Here is a 15,847-nt window from a genome sequence, read left to right as displayed (position 1 = left end):
TGCCTTTTGTCAAATCATATGCGGCATATAAGACCGAGCATACCAATAATACAGTGAAAAAACGAAAACAAAATGCTTGTACGCCCCTCACATTCGCCACCACCTTGACGTTAGGGTGAACGAAATGAAGCATTCTCATTCCCCAAAAAAGAGCAGATCCCGCCGGCGCAGCTCTTCTGCCGTTTGAGGGAGCTTCCGTTGAGATGAGGGCATATATACTTCATTCTCAATTTCCCTTAAAAAATCCTGCAAGCATAAGAAATCAGCATATTGTTTTACCGCCATTCTGATAAGGCTATCTTGTGAACCATACCGCATCCGGATCTCCTTATGCCTGATTTTTTGCCGTAAATCATGAACCATGCCGGATAATCGGATCGGCGCGCCTTTTTTAGAAAGTTCCGCAAGCCGTAAGTATAAATGGCCCTGCCACACAAAAACGGGACTTGCAAACACAAAGCCCGCTGAAACGGGAATAAACACTTCAGATGGGAGAAATGGAAATGCAACCTGATGTCTTTCGTAAAAAAGACGCCGGATAAGACCGGCATCTTCTGATAAAAACCGCCCGCTTTTGTTGCGGAAGCCGGCTACGGCACGTCCCCACGAGGGAAGTCTGACGCTGTGCCGCCCTTCCGGATGACAAATGTCTTTCAGATTTGCTTTGTGAAGAGGGATTGTGGTTAAGCCGGCATAAGAATAGCCGGTGTAAAACGGAGTGATGGAATGCAGCCTGTAAAAGGAGCGGGCGTCGGGGCAGTAAAACAGTAAGGAGGAAAATGAATTGACTTCAAAGAACTGCCAGTGAAAAGCAGAAAGCCGGAAAAATTGCGCGGCCATCCGTTTTAACCGTTTTGCCCCGATGATCCAGACCGGCCGGTACCCGGCGTTTTTCAGGCCTGCCGTCCGGCTCTTTAAAGAGTCCGCCGAAAGGTTCGCACATTGAAATTCAAAAGCCAGCCTCTCGTCTCCGCTTTCTGCCGTCAAGTCAGGCCGCTGTCCCGCGGAAGTCAGATACGGTTCCAGGCTGACGCTGCACCCTTGTGTCTTTAGCCAGAGAAAAAGCTGTCTTTTTCCTTCCAGATGGTATTCGCTTTCAGGTTCGGATTCCCCGGGACACAGCCTGCTTTTTTTATGAGCGAAGTGCGGCAGTTTCTCCCGTCCCAGTTTGATATCAAGCTCACTTTTGCAAACGGGGCAGAACCAGCGTTTCTTTCTCAGCTCCGCCGCTTTTTCCTTTGAATAGCTTCCGGCCAGCTGAATGAGCCGTCCATCGGCAGTCACAGCACTGAACATGTTGCATCTTCTCCTTTCCTGAATCTTGTTGTATTCAGCAGGAAGAAGATATAATCCTGTTTGCGGATGAGAGCCGTTATACGGTTTTCAGCCGTTCATCCTGTCATTCAGAACAAAAAAAACCGATTTCTGCTGAGAGAAATCGGTTTGTTATGATGCAAAGTGTTTTTTTATTGTATATAACGCATGATCAGCGATCACCAATTTGCCGTATTCTTCAAGACGGTGAATGCTGACTGATGATTCGTGCGCGTACTCCAACAGGATGCTTAGCTGATTTTCAACCTCTTCATCAGTTTGCTCATAAAAATCTGCATATAAATAATATCGGTCTTCAAACGAATACAGGGTCGTTTTAATTCCGTTAAGATTCAATTTTGATAGCGAGATGAGATCCTCAAAATCATCGAACCGCAAAGTGAACTGAAGCTTTTGCTCCTTATCTTCCCGGCTCTCGGCCTGCTCTTCTTTCTGGAAATCATCAAGTAAAGCATCGAGATTTTCATCTGCCGGCTCTTGTTTTTTATCTTCCGGGATCGGCAGTTCGAGTTTTTGTCCGTCCTTGGAAAGCTGGGCTTTTGTTACGATTATTTCCAGTCCTTTGTCCAATGCCTGAACCTGAATCCAAAGAGGACCCTCGACAGCGAATTCCTCTTCATCATGCACTTCATCCATGACTTCCCAGAACAGTTCTTCACTGCGCTCGCGATTGTACCAGATTTCTTCTCTGTCAAAACCGCGATCTTCAATATCACCATAAGACATATAAAATTTTACAGTATGCTCATTAATTCTTTCTATTTCCATTTTGCCAACCTTCCCTTCTTTATAAGATGTTGAAGGGACATCTAAGCTCCCGATGAATAGTACTTTACTACACTTTACCCATTCCGTCCACATCTTAACCTTATAGAAGACAGCGCAAATTCTTTATATTTCTATTTTATGATAAAACAGTTATAAAAGAAATAAAAAAGCATTTTCACAGCGAAAAACAGGCTTTCTCCCGGTTCCCATCATAAATAGCGCACTGCTTCATATATTAGCTGTACAAGCAATCGATCTATAAGCGAGGTGTTACCATGCCGCACGATTACCTGCTGTCCCTTCTGCTTATTATCGGGATTGACCTTATTCTCGGCGGTGACAATGCCGTCGTCATCGCGATGGCCAGCCGGAATCTGGCCCATAAACAAAGACAGCAAGCGATCATCTTCGGAACATTTATCGCAGTCGTCTTGAGAATCGTTCTGACGAGCGCTGCGGTCTATTTATTGAATGTTCCTTTTTTGCAATGCGCAGGCGGGGTATTTTTATTGTATCTCGGCTATCAGCTTCTGATTGAGAAGAAAGATGCGCAGCATGTGAAAAGCAGTTCTTCTCTTTGGAAAGCCATCCGCACAATCGTTCTGGCTGATATCTTTATGTCGCTTGACAATGTCATCGCAGTAGCCGGCGCTTCTCACGGTGAGCTGACACTTGTAGTGATCGGTCTCTTCATCTCGGTGCCGATTATCATTTGGGGCAGCAAGCTCGTTCATGCCGCCATGGAAAAAATGCCTTTATTGATGTATGCCGGGAGCGGTCTTCTCGCATTTACCGGCGGTGAAATGATTGCCAGAGACAGCAAGCTGTCATTTTTCATGGCAGAACACGGCATTATACAAATGATGCTGCCGATTTTGACCGTCGTATTTGTTATCCTCGCCAGTATGATTTACCAGCAGACTGAAAAATAAAAAAAGCCCAAACCGCGATGGTTTTGGGCTTTTTCCATGCTTATCGTAAGCTTATATCAGTTGGCAAGACGCTGTGCTTCTCTTAATTGGAAAGAACGCACTTTTCTTGGCAGGAATCGTCTGATTTCATCTTCGTTATAGCCGACTTGCAGACGTTTTTCATCAATGATGATCGGACGGCGGAGCAGTCCCGGATGCTCATTGATTAAAGTATATAAGTCTTGAAGCGGCATAGATTCAACATTTACGTTCAGTTTCTGGAATACTTTAGAACGGGTAGAGATAATTTCATCCGTACCGTCTTCAGTCATACGCAGAATCTGCTTGATCTCATCAATTGATAACGGCTCGGAGAAAATGTTTCTTTCTACAAAAGGAATCTCGTGCTCTTCAAGCCAAGCTCTTGCTTTTCTGCATGACGTACAGCTAGGTGATGTGTATAATGTAACCATTAATCTTCACTCCTCTAATTAGTAGGATGAACATGTTTGTATTCTCAAATTGAAATGACTTTAAAAAAGGAATCTTTATAGGTATTATACTATAAAAAAGTAAGTGTGAACAGTCTCCTGAGAAAAAAATGTGTCAATCCGGCAAATTTACGGCTGGCGGATGTTTCCTCATTCTCAATTAGCTCAGCTGATCGAAAATGTTTTTTCGTTTTTTCTCATCAATGACTTTGAGAACTTCATCCGTTTTTTCGTATGATTCTCCGTACCATTTTTCATCTTTATAAGTGTGAATGTTTTCATATGTCTGTTTCATTGCTTCAAACATTTCTTCTTCTGATTCCGTCTTAGGTGACCAGTACAGAATCTCCATTTTGTTCACTTCATTCGTAGCCAATGACCGGCGCCGATACCCGATTGACTGCGCGTGCTTGAAATGCTCTCTTTGATAAAAACGCAAGCGTTTCTGTGTATCCGTGTCATCCTCGTCAACAGGCTCCACCTCAAGCAGAATCGGCTTGTTTTTCTTTTTCAGCCTGCCGATCAGCTTGCTTCCGAGGCCTTGTCCTCTGGATTTCTTTGACACAAACAGGTAATCAATAAAGATGAAAGAGTCAAATTCCGCATACATCAGCACGTGGTACTGCCCCTCTTCTTTATGATAAACATCGCTTTGCTCCTTTAACAGAGCCTCCATATGCGCTTTTGATTTCATTTCTTCAATCGGAAAATATTCACTCAGCTTTTCGTACCAGTTCATTCATTTGCTCCTTATGGGTTCGTTGTCTTCACACTTTTAGATATACCCCATTTCCGATTGTTTAAACAATCTTACATCTATTAAGACGTGTGATCCTTTAACATGGTTTCAATTTTTTTAAAATGGTGTGTAATCGACGTTTTGGGTATAGCGGTTTGCCGCGTCCCACAATAAAAATTCGTCAATTCCTTCACCATGCAGCGCTTTAACCTGGTCTTCCACCTGGCGTTTTCCGTACTTTTGATAATTTCCGCTGCCGAGATATGATGCCGTGAAGTCCTGAAGCCACGGACGCGATACAGGCGGGTGTTTCAGCTTAGACAGTTTTTTATTTTCCACCTTCGCGTATTCTTTGACGACTTTGTAAGGCTCAAGATCCGGTTTATCAATGCCGAAATAGCTTGTCCAATGGCTCGGATAAATCATGGATGAAATGACATCGACCTGTTCTGAAATTTTGCTGAAATTCTGGCCGATCCCAGGCGCTTCCGGCAGCGTGGCTGAATAGCCGAAAATATCAACCGACACATCCGCGCCATACGGCTTGAGTTTTTTCTTCGCATAACCGACAAAATCGGTGACGGCATGAACGCGTTTTTGCACATTGCTGTCTGCTGTTTTTCCGTAATCGCCGTGACCGTATGTCAGTTCGTCATCACGTTTTTCAAATCCTTCAGGAAAACGGACATAATCAAACTGAATTTCTTGAAAACCCATCTTTACGGCTTGTTTTGCAATCTTTACATTGTAATCCCATACTTCTTTCATAAACGGATTGACGAACGATTCGCCGCGGCCGTTTTTCCAGACACTTCCGTTTTTTTCTTTAAAAGACCACTCCGGCTTTTTGTTCGCGAGTTCGCTGTCTTTAAATACGACAATACGCGCGATCGGATAGATCTTTTTTTCCTCCAGCTTTTTCATCATCTTTTTTGGGTCTTTGATGTAAGGCTTGGCGATTTCGGCATACTCAGAATGGCCGTCCGGCTTAAAGGTGAGGTTTCCGTTGTCATCCTTGACATCAATCACCATTGTATTGAGTTCCGTTTTGTCCACAAAGTCTGTCAGCTCCCCGAATTTGCTTCCTCCCGCTGAATGCCCTGTGACGTAAATGCCCCGCACCTTATCAGGATGTGAAAAATGCAGCCCTGACGGATAAGCGAACCGTGCATTTGATTTCGGCAGTTCTTTTTCGGCCAGCGCTATTTTTACAAGCGGCTGCTCCTCTTTCACAGCGGCGTGAGCCGGATAAGCGGCTGCACTGATAAACAGTCCCGCACAAATGGCGCACAAAATGGTTTTCATACTGATCTCCCCCTTTTTTTCCATTATAGAAAAACGGGAGCAGGCTTAATAAACTTGAATGTGCGCAAAAAAATCCTCCAAGACTGAGTCTTGGAGGATGATAGGTTTATAGGTAGGTTTTAAATTCATGTTCAGTGCACATGACAAAGTGTCCCGGTTTCACTTCTCTGAATTCCATCTTTTCTCCGTCTTGCAGCTGATGAATGGACGGATCGTATTTCTTTCGCGTGCGATTTCTTTCATAGTCCGGATCAGGGAGCGGGATAGCGGACAGCAATGATTTCGTGTATGGGTGAAGCGGGTTTTCGTAAAGCTCATCCGCCGGCGCGAGCTCCACCAATTTTCCGAAATACATGACGCCGATGCGGTCGCTGATGTATTTGACCATTGATAAATCATGGGCGATAAACAGGTAAGTGAGCCCTTTTTCTTTCTGCAATTCTTTCATTAAATTGACGACTTGCGCCTGAATGGAGACATCAAGCGCCGAAATCGGTTCGTCCGCGATGATAAACTCCGGATCAACCGCCAGCGCTCTGGCGATTCCGATACGCTGTCTCTGTCCGCCCGAAAATTCATGCGGGTAGCGGTTGGCGTGCTCTTTATTTAAACCGACCGTTTCCAGCAGTTCGTGAACCCGCTGCATCCGCTCTTTTTTCGTTTTTGCCAGACGGTGAATATCTATTCCCTCGGCAATAATGTCGGCGACTGTCATTCTCGGATTTAAAGATGCGTACGGATCCTGGAAAATCATCTGCATTTTCCGGTTAAACTCCAGCAGCTTCTTGCGGGATTTTTTCCCGTGGACATTTTCCCCGTTAAAGAGAACTTCCCCGCCGGTTGCCTCATACAGCCGGATAATGCTGCGGCCCGTCGTTGATTTACCGCAGCCTGATTCTCCGACAAGGCCGAGCGTTTCGCCTTTATAAATATCAAATGACAAATCATCTACGGCTTTTACCGTTCCTTTCTGCGTGAAAAAATGCTGTTTTAAGTGTTTAATTTCGAGAAGTTTCTCAGTCATTTTTTTCACCTTCCTTCATTAAAACAGGATGCTGATACGTATTCGGAAGCTGACGGATTTTAGCCTTCACTGCTTCAGGCGGCTCGACCTTAGGCGCATCAGGATGCAGAAGCCACGATTTCACGAAATGCGTGTCAGACACTTTATACATCGGCGGTTCCTGTTCAAAGTCAATTTTCATCGCATATGAGCTGCGGAGCGCAAATGCATCCCCTTTCGGAGGATTCGTCAGATCAGGCGGTGTGCCCGGGATGGCCGTCAGTTTTTCCTGATCGGTGCTGTCCAGGCTAGGCATTGAGGCAAGCAGTCCCCACGTATACGGATGGCGCGGATCATAAAAGATTTCATCCACCGTGCCCGATTCGACGACCTGACCTGCGTACATGACGGCGACCCGGTCGGCGACATTGGCGACAACGCCGAGATCATGCGTGATAAAAATGATAGACGTATCAATTTTCTTTTGCAGATCTTTCATCAGCTCAAGGATCTGTGCCTGAATCGTCACATCAAGCGCCGTTGTCGGTTCATCGGCAATTAACAGCTTCGGATTTGCCGCAAGCGCCATCGCGATGACGACACGCTGTCTCATCCCGCCTGAAAATTCATGAGGGAATTGGCCGATCCGTTTTTCGGGCATCGGAATTCCGACGAGATCAAGCAGCTCTATGGCGCGCTTTTTCGCCGCTTCACTTGAGATTTTTTCATGTTTGAAAAGCACTTCCGTAATTTGTTTGCCGACTCTCATCGTCGGGTTCAGAGAGGTCATCGGATCTTGGAAAATCATTCCGATGTCCTTTCCTCTGATAGCCTGCATTTCTTTTTCAGACATCGGCACGATATCGCGTCCGTCAAAAAGAATCTGTCCTCTTTTAAAGTAGCCCGGCGGCATCGGGATCAGTTTCATAATCGCTTGGGAGGTCACACTTTTTCCGGAACCCGACTCCCCCACGATCGCCAGCGTCTCTCCTTTATTCAAATGGAAATTCACGCCGCGGATTGCCTGTACCTCTCCGCCGTATGTTTTAAATGAAATGGCTAAGTCTTTTACTTCTAGCAAGCGTGTCACTCATATCACTCCTTATTTGCGTAACTTAGGATCCAGCGCGTCTCTTAACCCGTCGCCGACAACGTTAAAGCCGAACATCGCCAGGCAGATAAAGCCGGCAGGGAAGAACAAACGCCAAGGGTAATAGGTTAATGCAGGCAATCCGTCTGAGGCCATCGTTCCCCAGCTCGCAAGCGGCGCAGGTACGCCGAGGCCCAAATAACTTAAAAACGCTTCTGTAAAAATCGCCGTCGGAACCGTCAGTGTCATCGTTACGAGGATAGAGCCCATCGCGTTCGGGACGATATGCTTAAACAATAGCCGGCCGGTTTTGGCGCCGAGTGTCTGTGAAGCAAGCACATACTCCTGATTCTTTAATTGCAGCACCTGTCCGCGGACGATTCTCGCCATATTGATCCAGCCCGTGATCGTCATGGCGACGATAATGGTCAGCAATCCTTTCGGCAGGACAACCATCAGCAAAATAACCATTAATAATGAAGGAACAGCCCACAGAATGTCGGCGATGCGCATCATCACTTCATCTGTGCGTCCGCCGCGGAATCCGGAAATGCTGCCCCAGATTACGCCGATTAATAAATCAAGCACGGCAGCTGCGACTCCGATAAAGATGGAAATCCGCGCGCCCACCCATGTCCGGACGAATATATCCCTTCCAAGGTCATCCGTGCCGAACCAATGATCTTTCGACGGTGCTTTATCCGCATTTAATAGATTGGTAGTGGCATAATCATACCTTGAAAAGATAGGCGCAAAAATCGCCATCAGAATAATAAGAACGATCAGTACGAGCCCGACCATCGCAAGCTTATTGCTGCGGAAGCGGAGCATGGCGTCTTTCCAGAGGGAAAGGCTTTTTTTATTTATTTTTTCGGCATCGCCGGCATTAGCTGAAGCTGGTTCAAACATATTTTTAGGAATGTTCTGCATGGTCTAGGCTCCTTTCTTTGCTTTAGAAAGCTTGATTCTCGGATCGATTAATCCGTACAGCACGTCAACAATTAATACGCATAAAAGCAGGAGCACGCTGAAGAACACGGTAACTCCCATAATGACCGTATAATCACGGTTTGTAATGCTGTTTACAAAATGCGCGCCTAAACCGGGAATTCCGAAAATGGATTCAATGATGAAACTTCCCGTTAAAATGGATGCCGCCATCGGCCCCATATATGTCACGACCGGCAAAAGCGCGTTTCGCAGCGCATGGCGCACGGTGACTGACGGACGGGAAAGTCCTTTAGCTTTTGCAGTCCGTATGTAATCGCTGTTTAACACTTCAATCATGCTTGAACGGGAGAGTCTGGCAATGAACGCCATCGGCATGGAAGCGAGCGCAATAGAGGGCAGAAAGGTGTATGCCCAGGATTCCCACCCTGCGACCGGGAACAGTTCTAATTTAATTGAGAAAATATATTGCAAAATCGTCGCCAATATAAAGCTCGGAACTGAGATCCCAAAGATCGTTAAAATCGCAATGGTATAATCCTGCCATTTATTATGGTACAGGGCAGCAAGCACCCCGAAAAGCACACCGAACGCTAAAGCGAGGAGAATAGCTTCTGCACCGAGAGTGAATGAAACGGGGAAGCCTGAATTGATTAAATCATTAACACTTTGGCCTTTATATTTAAAAGAAGGTCCGAAGTCCCACATCGCCACAGATTTTAAGTAGCTGGCATATTGAACGAAAAGAGGCTTGTCCAGGCCATAGTGTTCGTTTAAGTTTGCCTCAATTTCAGGCGGCAGCTTTCTTTCGCCGGAAAATGGTCCGCCCGGCGCTGCCTGCATTAAGAAGAATGTGGCGGTCACAATCACAAACAATGTGATGATCATGTAAATGAATCGTTTACCGATATATTTCAGCAAGGTGAACACCTCCATGTTTTTTACAATTTTATACTTAATCAGTAAGAAAGGTATATGGGGACATCCTCCCCATATACCTTGGGCCTTTTGTTTTCAGAACCGTCTTTTATTCAAAAGAAGCGTTTCTGAAGTAAACTTCGCCTGTTCCTGTCAAGATCACATTTTTGAGGTTTTTATCCTGCACCCAAGGATCCGTATAGAAATAAACTGGCGCGACCGGCATTGCGTCAATAAAGATCTTTTCTGCTTTTTTCAGCTCTTCGATACGTTTATCCGGATCCGTTTCAAGCTGAGATTGGTTCAGCAGCTTTTTAAACTCAGGATCTTCCCATCCGGTATCATTGTTTCCGCCTTCTTTATCACGGAACAATTCAAGGAAGTTGATCGGATCGTTGAAATCGCCGAGCCAGCCCATACGCGCGATTTGGTAGTTCTGGCTGTGCAGCTTGTCGATGTAAACATTCCATTCGGAGTTATCAAGCTCAACTTTGACGCCCAAATTCTTTTTCCACATTTCCTGTACGGCCTGCGCGATTTTCGCATGCGCGTCATCCGTATTGTAGGACAGTTTGATCGCCGGAAGGTCAGAGGCATTCTTGACGCCTAATTCCTTCAGTCCTTTATTTAAGAATTCTTTAGCTGATTTGACGTCATTGTCTTTGAAATAACCTTTTGTGTTATCCTTGAATCCCTTCATTGACGGCGGCACCGCAGCCATGGCCGGGATTTGTTCGCCCTGCGTTACATTTTTCACGATGGACGAGCGGTCGATCGCATAAGCAAGGGCTTTACGGATGTTGACATTGTTCAGCGGTTTCTCTTCTGTGTTGAATTTGTACCAATACACGCCTGCGATCGGTTCAACGTGAAGAGATCCGTCTTTTTTCAATGTCGGCAGAGATTCAGTCGGAAGCTGGCCGAGCGGCATTCCTGCCCAGTCAAGCTCACCGGCCTGGAATTTTTTCAGTTCGGTGTTGTTATTGTTAATCATCACCATGTTGATTTTCTTCAATTTCACAGCGTCTTTATCCCAATATTGATCGTTCTTTTCGAGCGTGATGGAACCGCTGTGTTTCCAGGCCGTCATTTTGAACGGGCCGTTTGACACATAATTTTCGCCCGCGTTTGTGTTCCAGTTTTTATGTTTTTCCGCAATTTTCTTGTTGACCGGCATATACGTATAGAATGAAGTTAATTGCGTGAAATAAGGTGTCGGGTTATTCAGTTCAACCTTTAATGTTTTGTCATTTACGGCTTTTACGCCTACATCATCAATCTTGCCTTTTCCTGTATTGGCAGCTTCAGCGCCTTTGATGTAGTAGAGCTGATAAGCGTATTGTGATTCGTTGTTCGGGTCAAGCGCCCATTTCCACGCATATTCAAAATCCTGCGCCGTCACAGGGTCGCCGTTAGACCATTTCGCACCGTCACGAATCGTAAATGTATAGGTCTTTCCGTCTTTGCTTGTTTCAATTTTAGATGCCATTCCTTCTTCAGGCTCACCTTTGGAGTTTACGCGTGTCAATCCTTCAAAAGTCTGTCGGATTACGCCTCCTGACACGGAATCATTCGCTAAACCCGGATGCAGTGAGAACGGCTCGGTTTTAATATTGATATTAAGTGAAGTCTGTCCTTTGGTGTCTTTTTTACCGCCGCCTGATCCGCCGCTGAATCCGCCGCACGCACTTAATACAAGCGAAAAGATAAGCATCAAACCTACAATAGACCAACGCTTTTTCATGCACTAACCCCCTAATCAAATTTTTCAGCCTTTACTACTAAATACTCAGAAATATCAGACAAAATAACTTAATATTTTTCTAAACTTTAATTGTGTTCCGTCTTTTCTGATTATTTTATGTAAAGAAGCTGTAACAATAGAGTGAACAAGTTCATTATAATGAAATGAATAATTTATTGCAATACTATTTTCTCAATTTAAAATATTTAAATTTGGTCAGTTTTTCTGTCAAAAAGGTGATACACTTCTATAGTTTAAAGCATGACCTAACTAAATTTTTTTATTGCAATTTCCAGTTCATATTGCTTTTTACATATAATATTCGTTATACGAAATGTTGATATGCGTTATCATTTAAGCATTTTCAGTTCTTTTTGAGGATTTCCATCCCTTAAGCAAACTGGAAATAAGCTTGTATTCCTCTGATGACATTTGGCTATAATTGATTTATAATAGATCAATCAATTACATTTGTTGTGATTGCGATGATGAAGAATAGTACACATTTTCATCCGTTTGAAGAGAGTCTGCGGTGCTGGGAGCAGGTAACGGGCGATGTGGAATGGACTTCTGAGCAGCTGACCGAACGTTAGTAGGCCCAGCCGGAGCAGCCTCCGTTACCAACGTCTCGAGCGATTCCATTGTAATGGAATAATCAGGGTGGCACCACGGTTCATTCGTCCCTTTTTTCTACGGGAAGAATGGGCTTTTTTTATTATGTTTTAAGAAATGAGGTAAGAACTATGAAGAAAACGATTTTTTCTGGCATTCAGCCGAGCGGTTCCGTTACCCTCGGCAACTACATCGGCGCAATGAAGCAATTTGTCGATTTGCAGCATGACTACAACGGCTACTTCTGCATTGTCGATCAGCATGCGATTACGGTTCCGCAGGATCGGCTTGAACTGCGGAAGAACATCCGCAATCTCGCGGCTCTTTACGTGGCCGTCGGACTTGATCCTGAGAAAGCGACTCTCTTTATCCAGTCGGAGGTTCCCGCTCATGCCCAGGCGGGGTGGATGCTCCAGTGCGTCGCATATATCGGCGAGCTTGAGCGGATGACGCAATTTAAAGATAAGTCAAAGGGCAAAGAAGCCGTCGTGTCAGGACTGTTAACCTATCCGCCGCTGATGGCCGGCGATATTTTACTGTACGGAACGGATCTTGTTCCGGTCGGAGAAGATCAAAAACAGCATCTTGAACTGACCCGCAACCTGGCGGAACGCTTTAATAAAAAATACAATGATATCTTCACGATTCCTGAGGTGAAAATTCCCGAATCAGGCGCGCGCATCATGTCACTGGCTGATCCGCTCAAAAAAATGAGCAAATCAGATCCGAACCAAAAGGCATACATCACGCTGCTTGATGAGCCGAAGCAGCTCGAGAAGAAAATCAAGAGCGCCGTGACTGATTCTGAAGGCATTGTAAAGTATGATAAAGAAAACAAACCGGGCGTTTCTAATCTTTTGACGATCTATTCTATTTTAGGAAACACATCAATTGAAGAATTAGAAGCTAAATATGAAGGCAAAGGGTACGGTGAATTCAAAAGCGATTTAGCCGAAGTCGTTATCGGCGCATTGACACCGATCCAAGAGCGCTACCGTGAATTAATTGAGAGCGACGAGCTTGACCGCATTCTCGACGAAGGAGCGGCGCGCGCAAACAAAACGGCCGGCAAAATGGTGAAGAAAATGGAAAACGCCATGGGTCTCGGACGAAAAAGAAGATAAAGAAAAGAGGCGGGAGAATCCCCGCCTCTTTTTTAGTTCACTTTTGATTCCTGCTCCATTTCCCAAAGCTTTTCGAAAAACGGCTGCCCTTTAATCAAATTTTCACAGAACGCAAGATGTTTATCCGACCAGCCTTCAATTGTTTCATTGTAAAGCATGTCCCAGATCTCTTCAAAGCTCATCCGTTTGATCTGCTCATACATATGCGGATTCCATTCCGTGTACCAATACACAATTTCCGCACGGTTTTTCAGCCCTTTCAGCTGGTCGAGCGCCATAAACATCAGCTGCTTGATCTGCCGCTCTTTTCTCGTCAGCCCTCTGACATGCTCCGGCGCCAATGACAAAATGTGATATTCCTTTGAAGACTCCAATTGCGCCGGCTCAAATTGAAACGATTCCGGTTCTACATCCTTTACCATTTCATAAACAAGCTGCTCCTGTCTCGGAATCAGGCGGCTTTTTCTGACCGGAATCGTATACCCGATCGTATCCACGGCAATGATGCCGATCCCGTCTGTCACGACAAAACAGTACTCCAGCTTTGTCCGCTCATGATTTTTTCGCACGTATGACTTTTGGTGGACTTGGTCAAGCAGCTCTTTCGGAAGCTCTGATAAGTCGTTTTCTATGTAATGAAATAATACCGACGGCACTCTGAGCAGCGGCGTCTGATCCAAAAGCTCAACCGTGTCTTCCTTCCGCCATTCGTGAAAATGGCACACATTGTAGCCGTTTTCTTCCCCTTCAAACCAATTGACCCATACATCATGAAGAAATAACATATTCGACCCCTCACTTTATAAAAACTGTTGTCCACAGTATAGGCAAGGGATAGATAAATTATTCCATTTCGATATGAGATTTCCGCAATACGGAACTGGATTTCCGACTGCATTGCAACAAAAAAATCTCCCGTTCCGTCCGGGAGATCATTTCACATTTTTCGGATCAAGCGCATCACGCAGCCCGTCTCCGACAAAGTTAAAGCACAATACGGTAAGAAGAATGAACAGTCCCGGAAATAACGGGTACCACCAAGCCTGAATCATAATCGTAAAGTTCTGTGCATCCTGAAGCATATTGCCCCAACTTGCGATCGGCGGCTGAATCCCGAAACCGAGATAACTTAGCGCCGATTCGGCCAGAATAACCGATCCGACTTTTAAAGTGGCTGACACAATAATCGGTCCCAGCGCATTGGGCAGGATATGTGAAAAAATAATTTTATGTGTTTTTGTTCCGATTGTTTTAGCGGCTAATACATATTCCCTCGATCGCAGGGATAAAAATTCTCCCCTGACCAAACGCGCGGTTGTCGTCCAGCCCGTCAGACAGAAAATTAAAATTAATTTATCCACGCCTGGCTTAAAGATTGTAACAAGCGTAATCAATAAGAAAATATCAGGAATGGAAAGAACTATATCCACCAACCGCATAATAACAGCATCTGCGAAACCTTTAAAATAACCCGCTATCGCTCCTAAAATCGTCCCGATAAAAATAGAGCCGACAACAGAGGCAAATCCGACTAGTAAAGAGATTCGCGCGCCGTATAGAACACGGCTGAAGATGTCACGCCCGAATTTATCCGTTCCCATCAAATGTTCAAGACCCGGCGCTTTAAATTTATCAAGCAGGCTTTGCTGCTCTTGAGAATAAGGAGCAATCACCGGCGCAAAAATCGCTGACATAATAATCACGAACAGAATAACAGCACCTGCAACCGCCAGTTTATTTTTCGAAAACTTTTCCCAAAAGATTTTTGTCATGGTTTCCGGTTTCTCAGCAATATTTTCTTTCAGCCCGATCTCCGGTGACGGAGATGTGTTCAGCTCAGCCATCGATGTCCCCCCTTTTAATATTCAATTCTCGGATCAACCACTGCGTATAAAATATCAGCGACAAGGTTGCCAATGACCACAAGAACAGCTGAAATGACGGTCATCGCCATAATGACGGGATAATCACGCTGAAACGCTGAATCAACAAACAGCTTTCCTAACCCCGGCCATGTGAAAATTTGTTCGACAACGACAGATCCTCCGATAAACGAAGGAATCATCAAACCGAAAATTGTAATTACGGGTAATAATGCATTTCTCAATCCATGTTTAAATAATACACGGTTTTCCTTGAACCCTTTCGCTCTCGCTGTACGGATATAATCCTGATTTAATACATCAAGCATATTGGATCTCGTATATCTCGTCAGTCCGGCCATGTCAGCTGTAGCTAATACGAATGCAGGCAGAATTAAATGATGAATCCGGTCAAATATATTGAAATCGGCATTCAGCGTCTCGACACCGCCGGTCGGAAACCAGCCGAGATTTACTGATAAAATCATAATCAAAATTAATCCAAACCAAAAGTTTGGAATGGCCAGACCTATAAATGAGGTAAACGTAATGCCATAGTCGAGCTTTGAATAAGGCCGCTTTGCCGACAGGACACCAAACGGAATAGAAATCATAAGAGCCAAAATCGTTGAAACGAGCATCAGCAGCAGCGTATTGGGCATTCGGGCCATAATCAATTCTGAAACAGGCGTTCCTTTTCTGACAATAGACGTTCCGAAATCGCCCTGCACCATGTTGCCAAGCCACTTTAAATATTGAACGTACTGAGGATCATTCAAACCGTATTTTTCAATAAACTGCTCTCTGTCAGCCTGGCTGATTTTCGGGTCCATCATTAATGTCATCGGATCTCCGGGCGCGGCTTTCATAATAACAAATGATAAAATTGTAATTCCCAATAAAATCGGGATAGACATTAAGGTTCTTCTGATAATATATGCAGCCATATACTTGTCCCCCTTTACTTTCCTTATTAAAAACAGAAGAGGGAGAACAC

15 protein-coding genes and 1 other annotated feature are annotated in these 15,847 nt (G+C 44.8%); of the genes, 2 read left to right on the top strand and 13 right to left on the bottom strand.

The features are described 5' to 3' along the window. Positions 1 to 135: 135 nt before the first annotated feature. Together MY7_RS04710 and mecA are read right to left on the bottom strand one after the other, a co-directional pair. Positions 136 to 1,296 (bottom strand): competence protein CoiA family protein, encoded by a 1,161-nt coding sequence (locus tag MY7_RS04710; protein ID WP_007610612.1) that lies wholly within the window; start codon positions 1,294 to 1,296, stop codon positions 136 to 138. Between the two features lie 150 nt (positions 1,297 to 1,446). Then, positions 1,447 to 2,103, bottom strand: a complete 657-nt coding sequence (gene mecA, locus MY7_RS04705) for an adaptor protein MecA (RefSeq protein WP_003155032.1) — start codon at positions 2,101 to 2,103, stop codon at positions 1,447 to 1,449. A gap of 275 nt (positions 2,104 to 2,378) precedes the next feature. On the opposite strand from mecA, the gene MY7_RS04700 reads away from it, so the two are divergent. Continuing rightward, positions 2,379 to 3,035 (top strand): TerC family protein, encoded by a 657-nt coding sequence (locus MY7_RS04700; RefSeq protein ID WP_007610610.1) that lies wholly within the window; start codon positions 2,379 to 2,381, stop codon positions 3,033 to 3,035. Between the two features lie 56 nt (positions 3,036 to 3,091). On the opposite strand, the gene spx is transcribed toward MY7_RS04700, so the two are convergent. The 8 genes from spx to MY7_RS04660 all read right to left on the bottom strand — a co-directional run bounded on the left by spx (position 3,092) and on the right by MY7_RS04660 (position 11,252). Beyond that, on the bottom strand, positions 3,092 to 3,487 hold the full coding sequence (gene spx / locus MY7_RS04695) for a transcriptional regulator Spx (RefSeq protein ID WP_003155034.1): 396 nt from the start codon (positions 3,485 to 3,487) through the stop codon (positions 3,092 to 3,094). Between the two features lie 178 nt (positions 3,488 to 3,665). Then, positions 3,666 to 4,244 (bottom strand): GNAT family N-acetyltransferase, encoded by a 579-nt coding sequence (locus tag MY7_RS04690; protein WP_007409110.1) that lies wholly within the window; start codon positions 4,242 to 4,244, stop codon positions 3,666 to 3,668. 117 nt (positions 4,245 to 4,361) lie between these two features. After that, the gene (locus MY7_RS04685) at positions 4,362 to 5,549 is read right to left on the bottom strand and encodes a putative glycoside hydrolase (RefSeq protein WP_029325948.1); all 1,188 of its coding nucleotides are present in this window, start codon (positions 5,547 to 5,549) and stop codon (positions 4,362 to 4,364) included. A gap of 106 nt (positions 5,550 to 5,655) precedes the next feature. Further along, positions 5,656 to 6,573 (bottom strand): oligopeptide ABC transporter ATP-binding protein OppF, encoded by a 918-nt coding sequence (oppF, locus tag MY7_RS04680; protein ID WP_007610608.1) that lies wholly within the window; start codon positions 6,571 to 6,573, stop codon positions 5,656 to 5,658. Next, the gene (locus MY7_RS04675; protein ID WP_003155039.1) at positions 6,566 to 7,642 is read right to left on the bottom strand and encodes an ABC transporter ATP-binding protein; all 1,077 of its coding nucleotides are present in this window, start codon (positions 7,640 to 7,642) and stop codon (positions 6,566 to 6,568) included. Before MY7_RS04675 ends, oppF begins: the two co-directional genes overlap by 8 nt. Positions 7,643 to 7,654: 12 nt before the next feature. After that, a complete protein-coding gene (oppC, locus tag MY7_RS04670) occupies positions 7,655 to 8,572 on the bottom strand; it encodes an oligopeptide ABC transporter permease OppC (protein WP_007610606.1) in 918 nt (305 codons plus the stop codon). Between the two features lie 3 nt (positions 8,573 to 8,575). After that, positions 8,576 to 9,511 (bottom strand): ABC transporter permease, encoded by a 936-nt coding sequence (locus tag MY7_RS04665; RefSeq protein ID WP_014417417.1) that lies wholly within the window; start codon positions 9,509 to 9,511, stop codon positions 8,576 to 8,578. 106 nt (positions 9,512 to 9,617) lie between these two features. Then, a complete protein-coding gene (locus MY7_RS04660; protein WP_007610603.1) occupies positions 9,618 to 11,252 on the bottom strand; it encodes a peptide ABC transporter substrate-binding protein in 1,635 nt (544 codons plus the stop codon). A gap of 476 nt (positions 11,253 to 11,728) precedes the next feature. After that, positions 11,729 to 11,940: a binding site (T-box leader), on the top strand. A 55-nt stretch (positions 11,941 to 11,995) separates the two neighbouring features. On the opposite strand from MY7_RS04660, the gene trpS reads away from it, so the two are divergent. Then, complete coding sequence (gene trpS / locus MY7_RS04655; protein WP_012117281.1) at positions 11,996 to 12,988, top strand: tryptophan--tRNA ligase; 993 nt, start codon at positions 11,996 to 11,998, stop codon at positions 12,986 to 12,988. 32 nt (positions 12,989 to 13,020) lie between these two features. On the opposite strand, the gene MY7_RS04650 is transcribed toward trpS, so the two are convergent. The 3 genes from MY7_RS04650 to appB all read right to left on the bottom strand — a co-directional run bounded on the left by MY7_RS04650 (position 13,021) and on the right by appB (position 15,797). Further along, the gene (locus tag MY7_RS04650; RefSeq protein WP_007409116.1) at positions 13,021 to 13,773 is read right to left on the bottom strand and encodes a YjbA family protein; all 753 of its coding nucleotides are present in this window, start codon (positions 13,771 to 13,773) and stop codon (positions 13,021 to 13,023) included. A gap of 147 nt (positions 13,774 to 13,920) precedes the next feature. Then, the gene (gene opp4C / locus MY7_RS04645) at positions 13,921 to 14,832 is read right to left on the bottom strand and encodes an oligopeptide ABC transporter permease (RefSeq protein ID WP_007610598.1); all 912 of its coding nucleotides are present in this window, start codon (positions 14,830 to 14,832) and stop codon (positions 13,921 to 13,923) included. A 14-nt stretch (positions 14,833 to 14,846) separates the two neighbouring features. Next, a complete protein-coding gene (gene appB / locus MY7_RS04640) occupies positions 14,847 to 15,797 on the bottom strand; it encodes an oligopeptide ABC transporter permease AppB (protein ID WP_007610596.1) in 951 nt (316 codons plus the stop codon). Positions 15,798 to 15,847 lie beyond the last annotated feature (50 nt).

The sequence above is a fragment of the Bacillus sp. 5B6 genome (genome assembly GCF_000259405.1).
GTDB lineage: Bacteria > Bacillota > Bacilli > Bacillales > Bacillaceae > Bacillus > Bacillus velezensis.
This window is presented reverse-complemented; position numbering and strand designations above follow the sequence as displayed.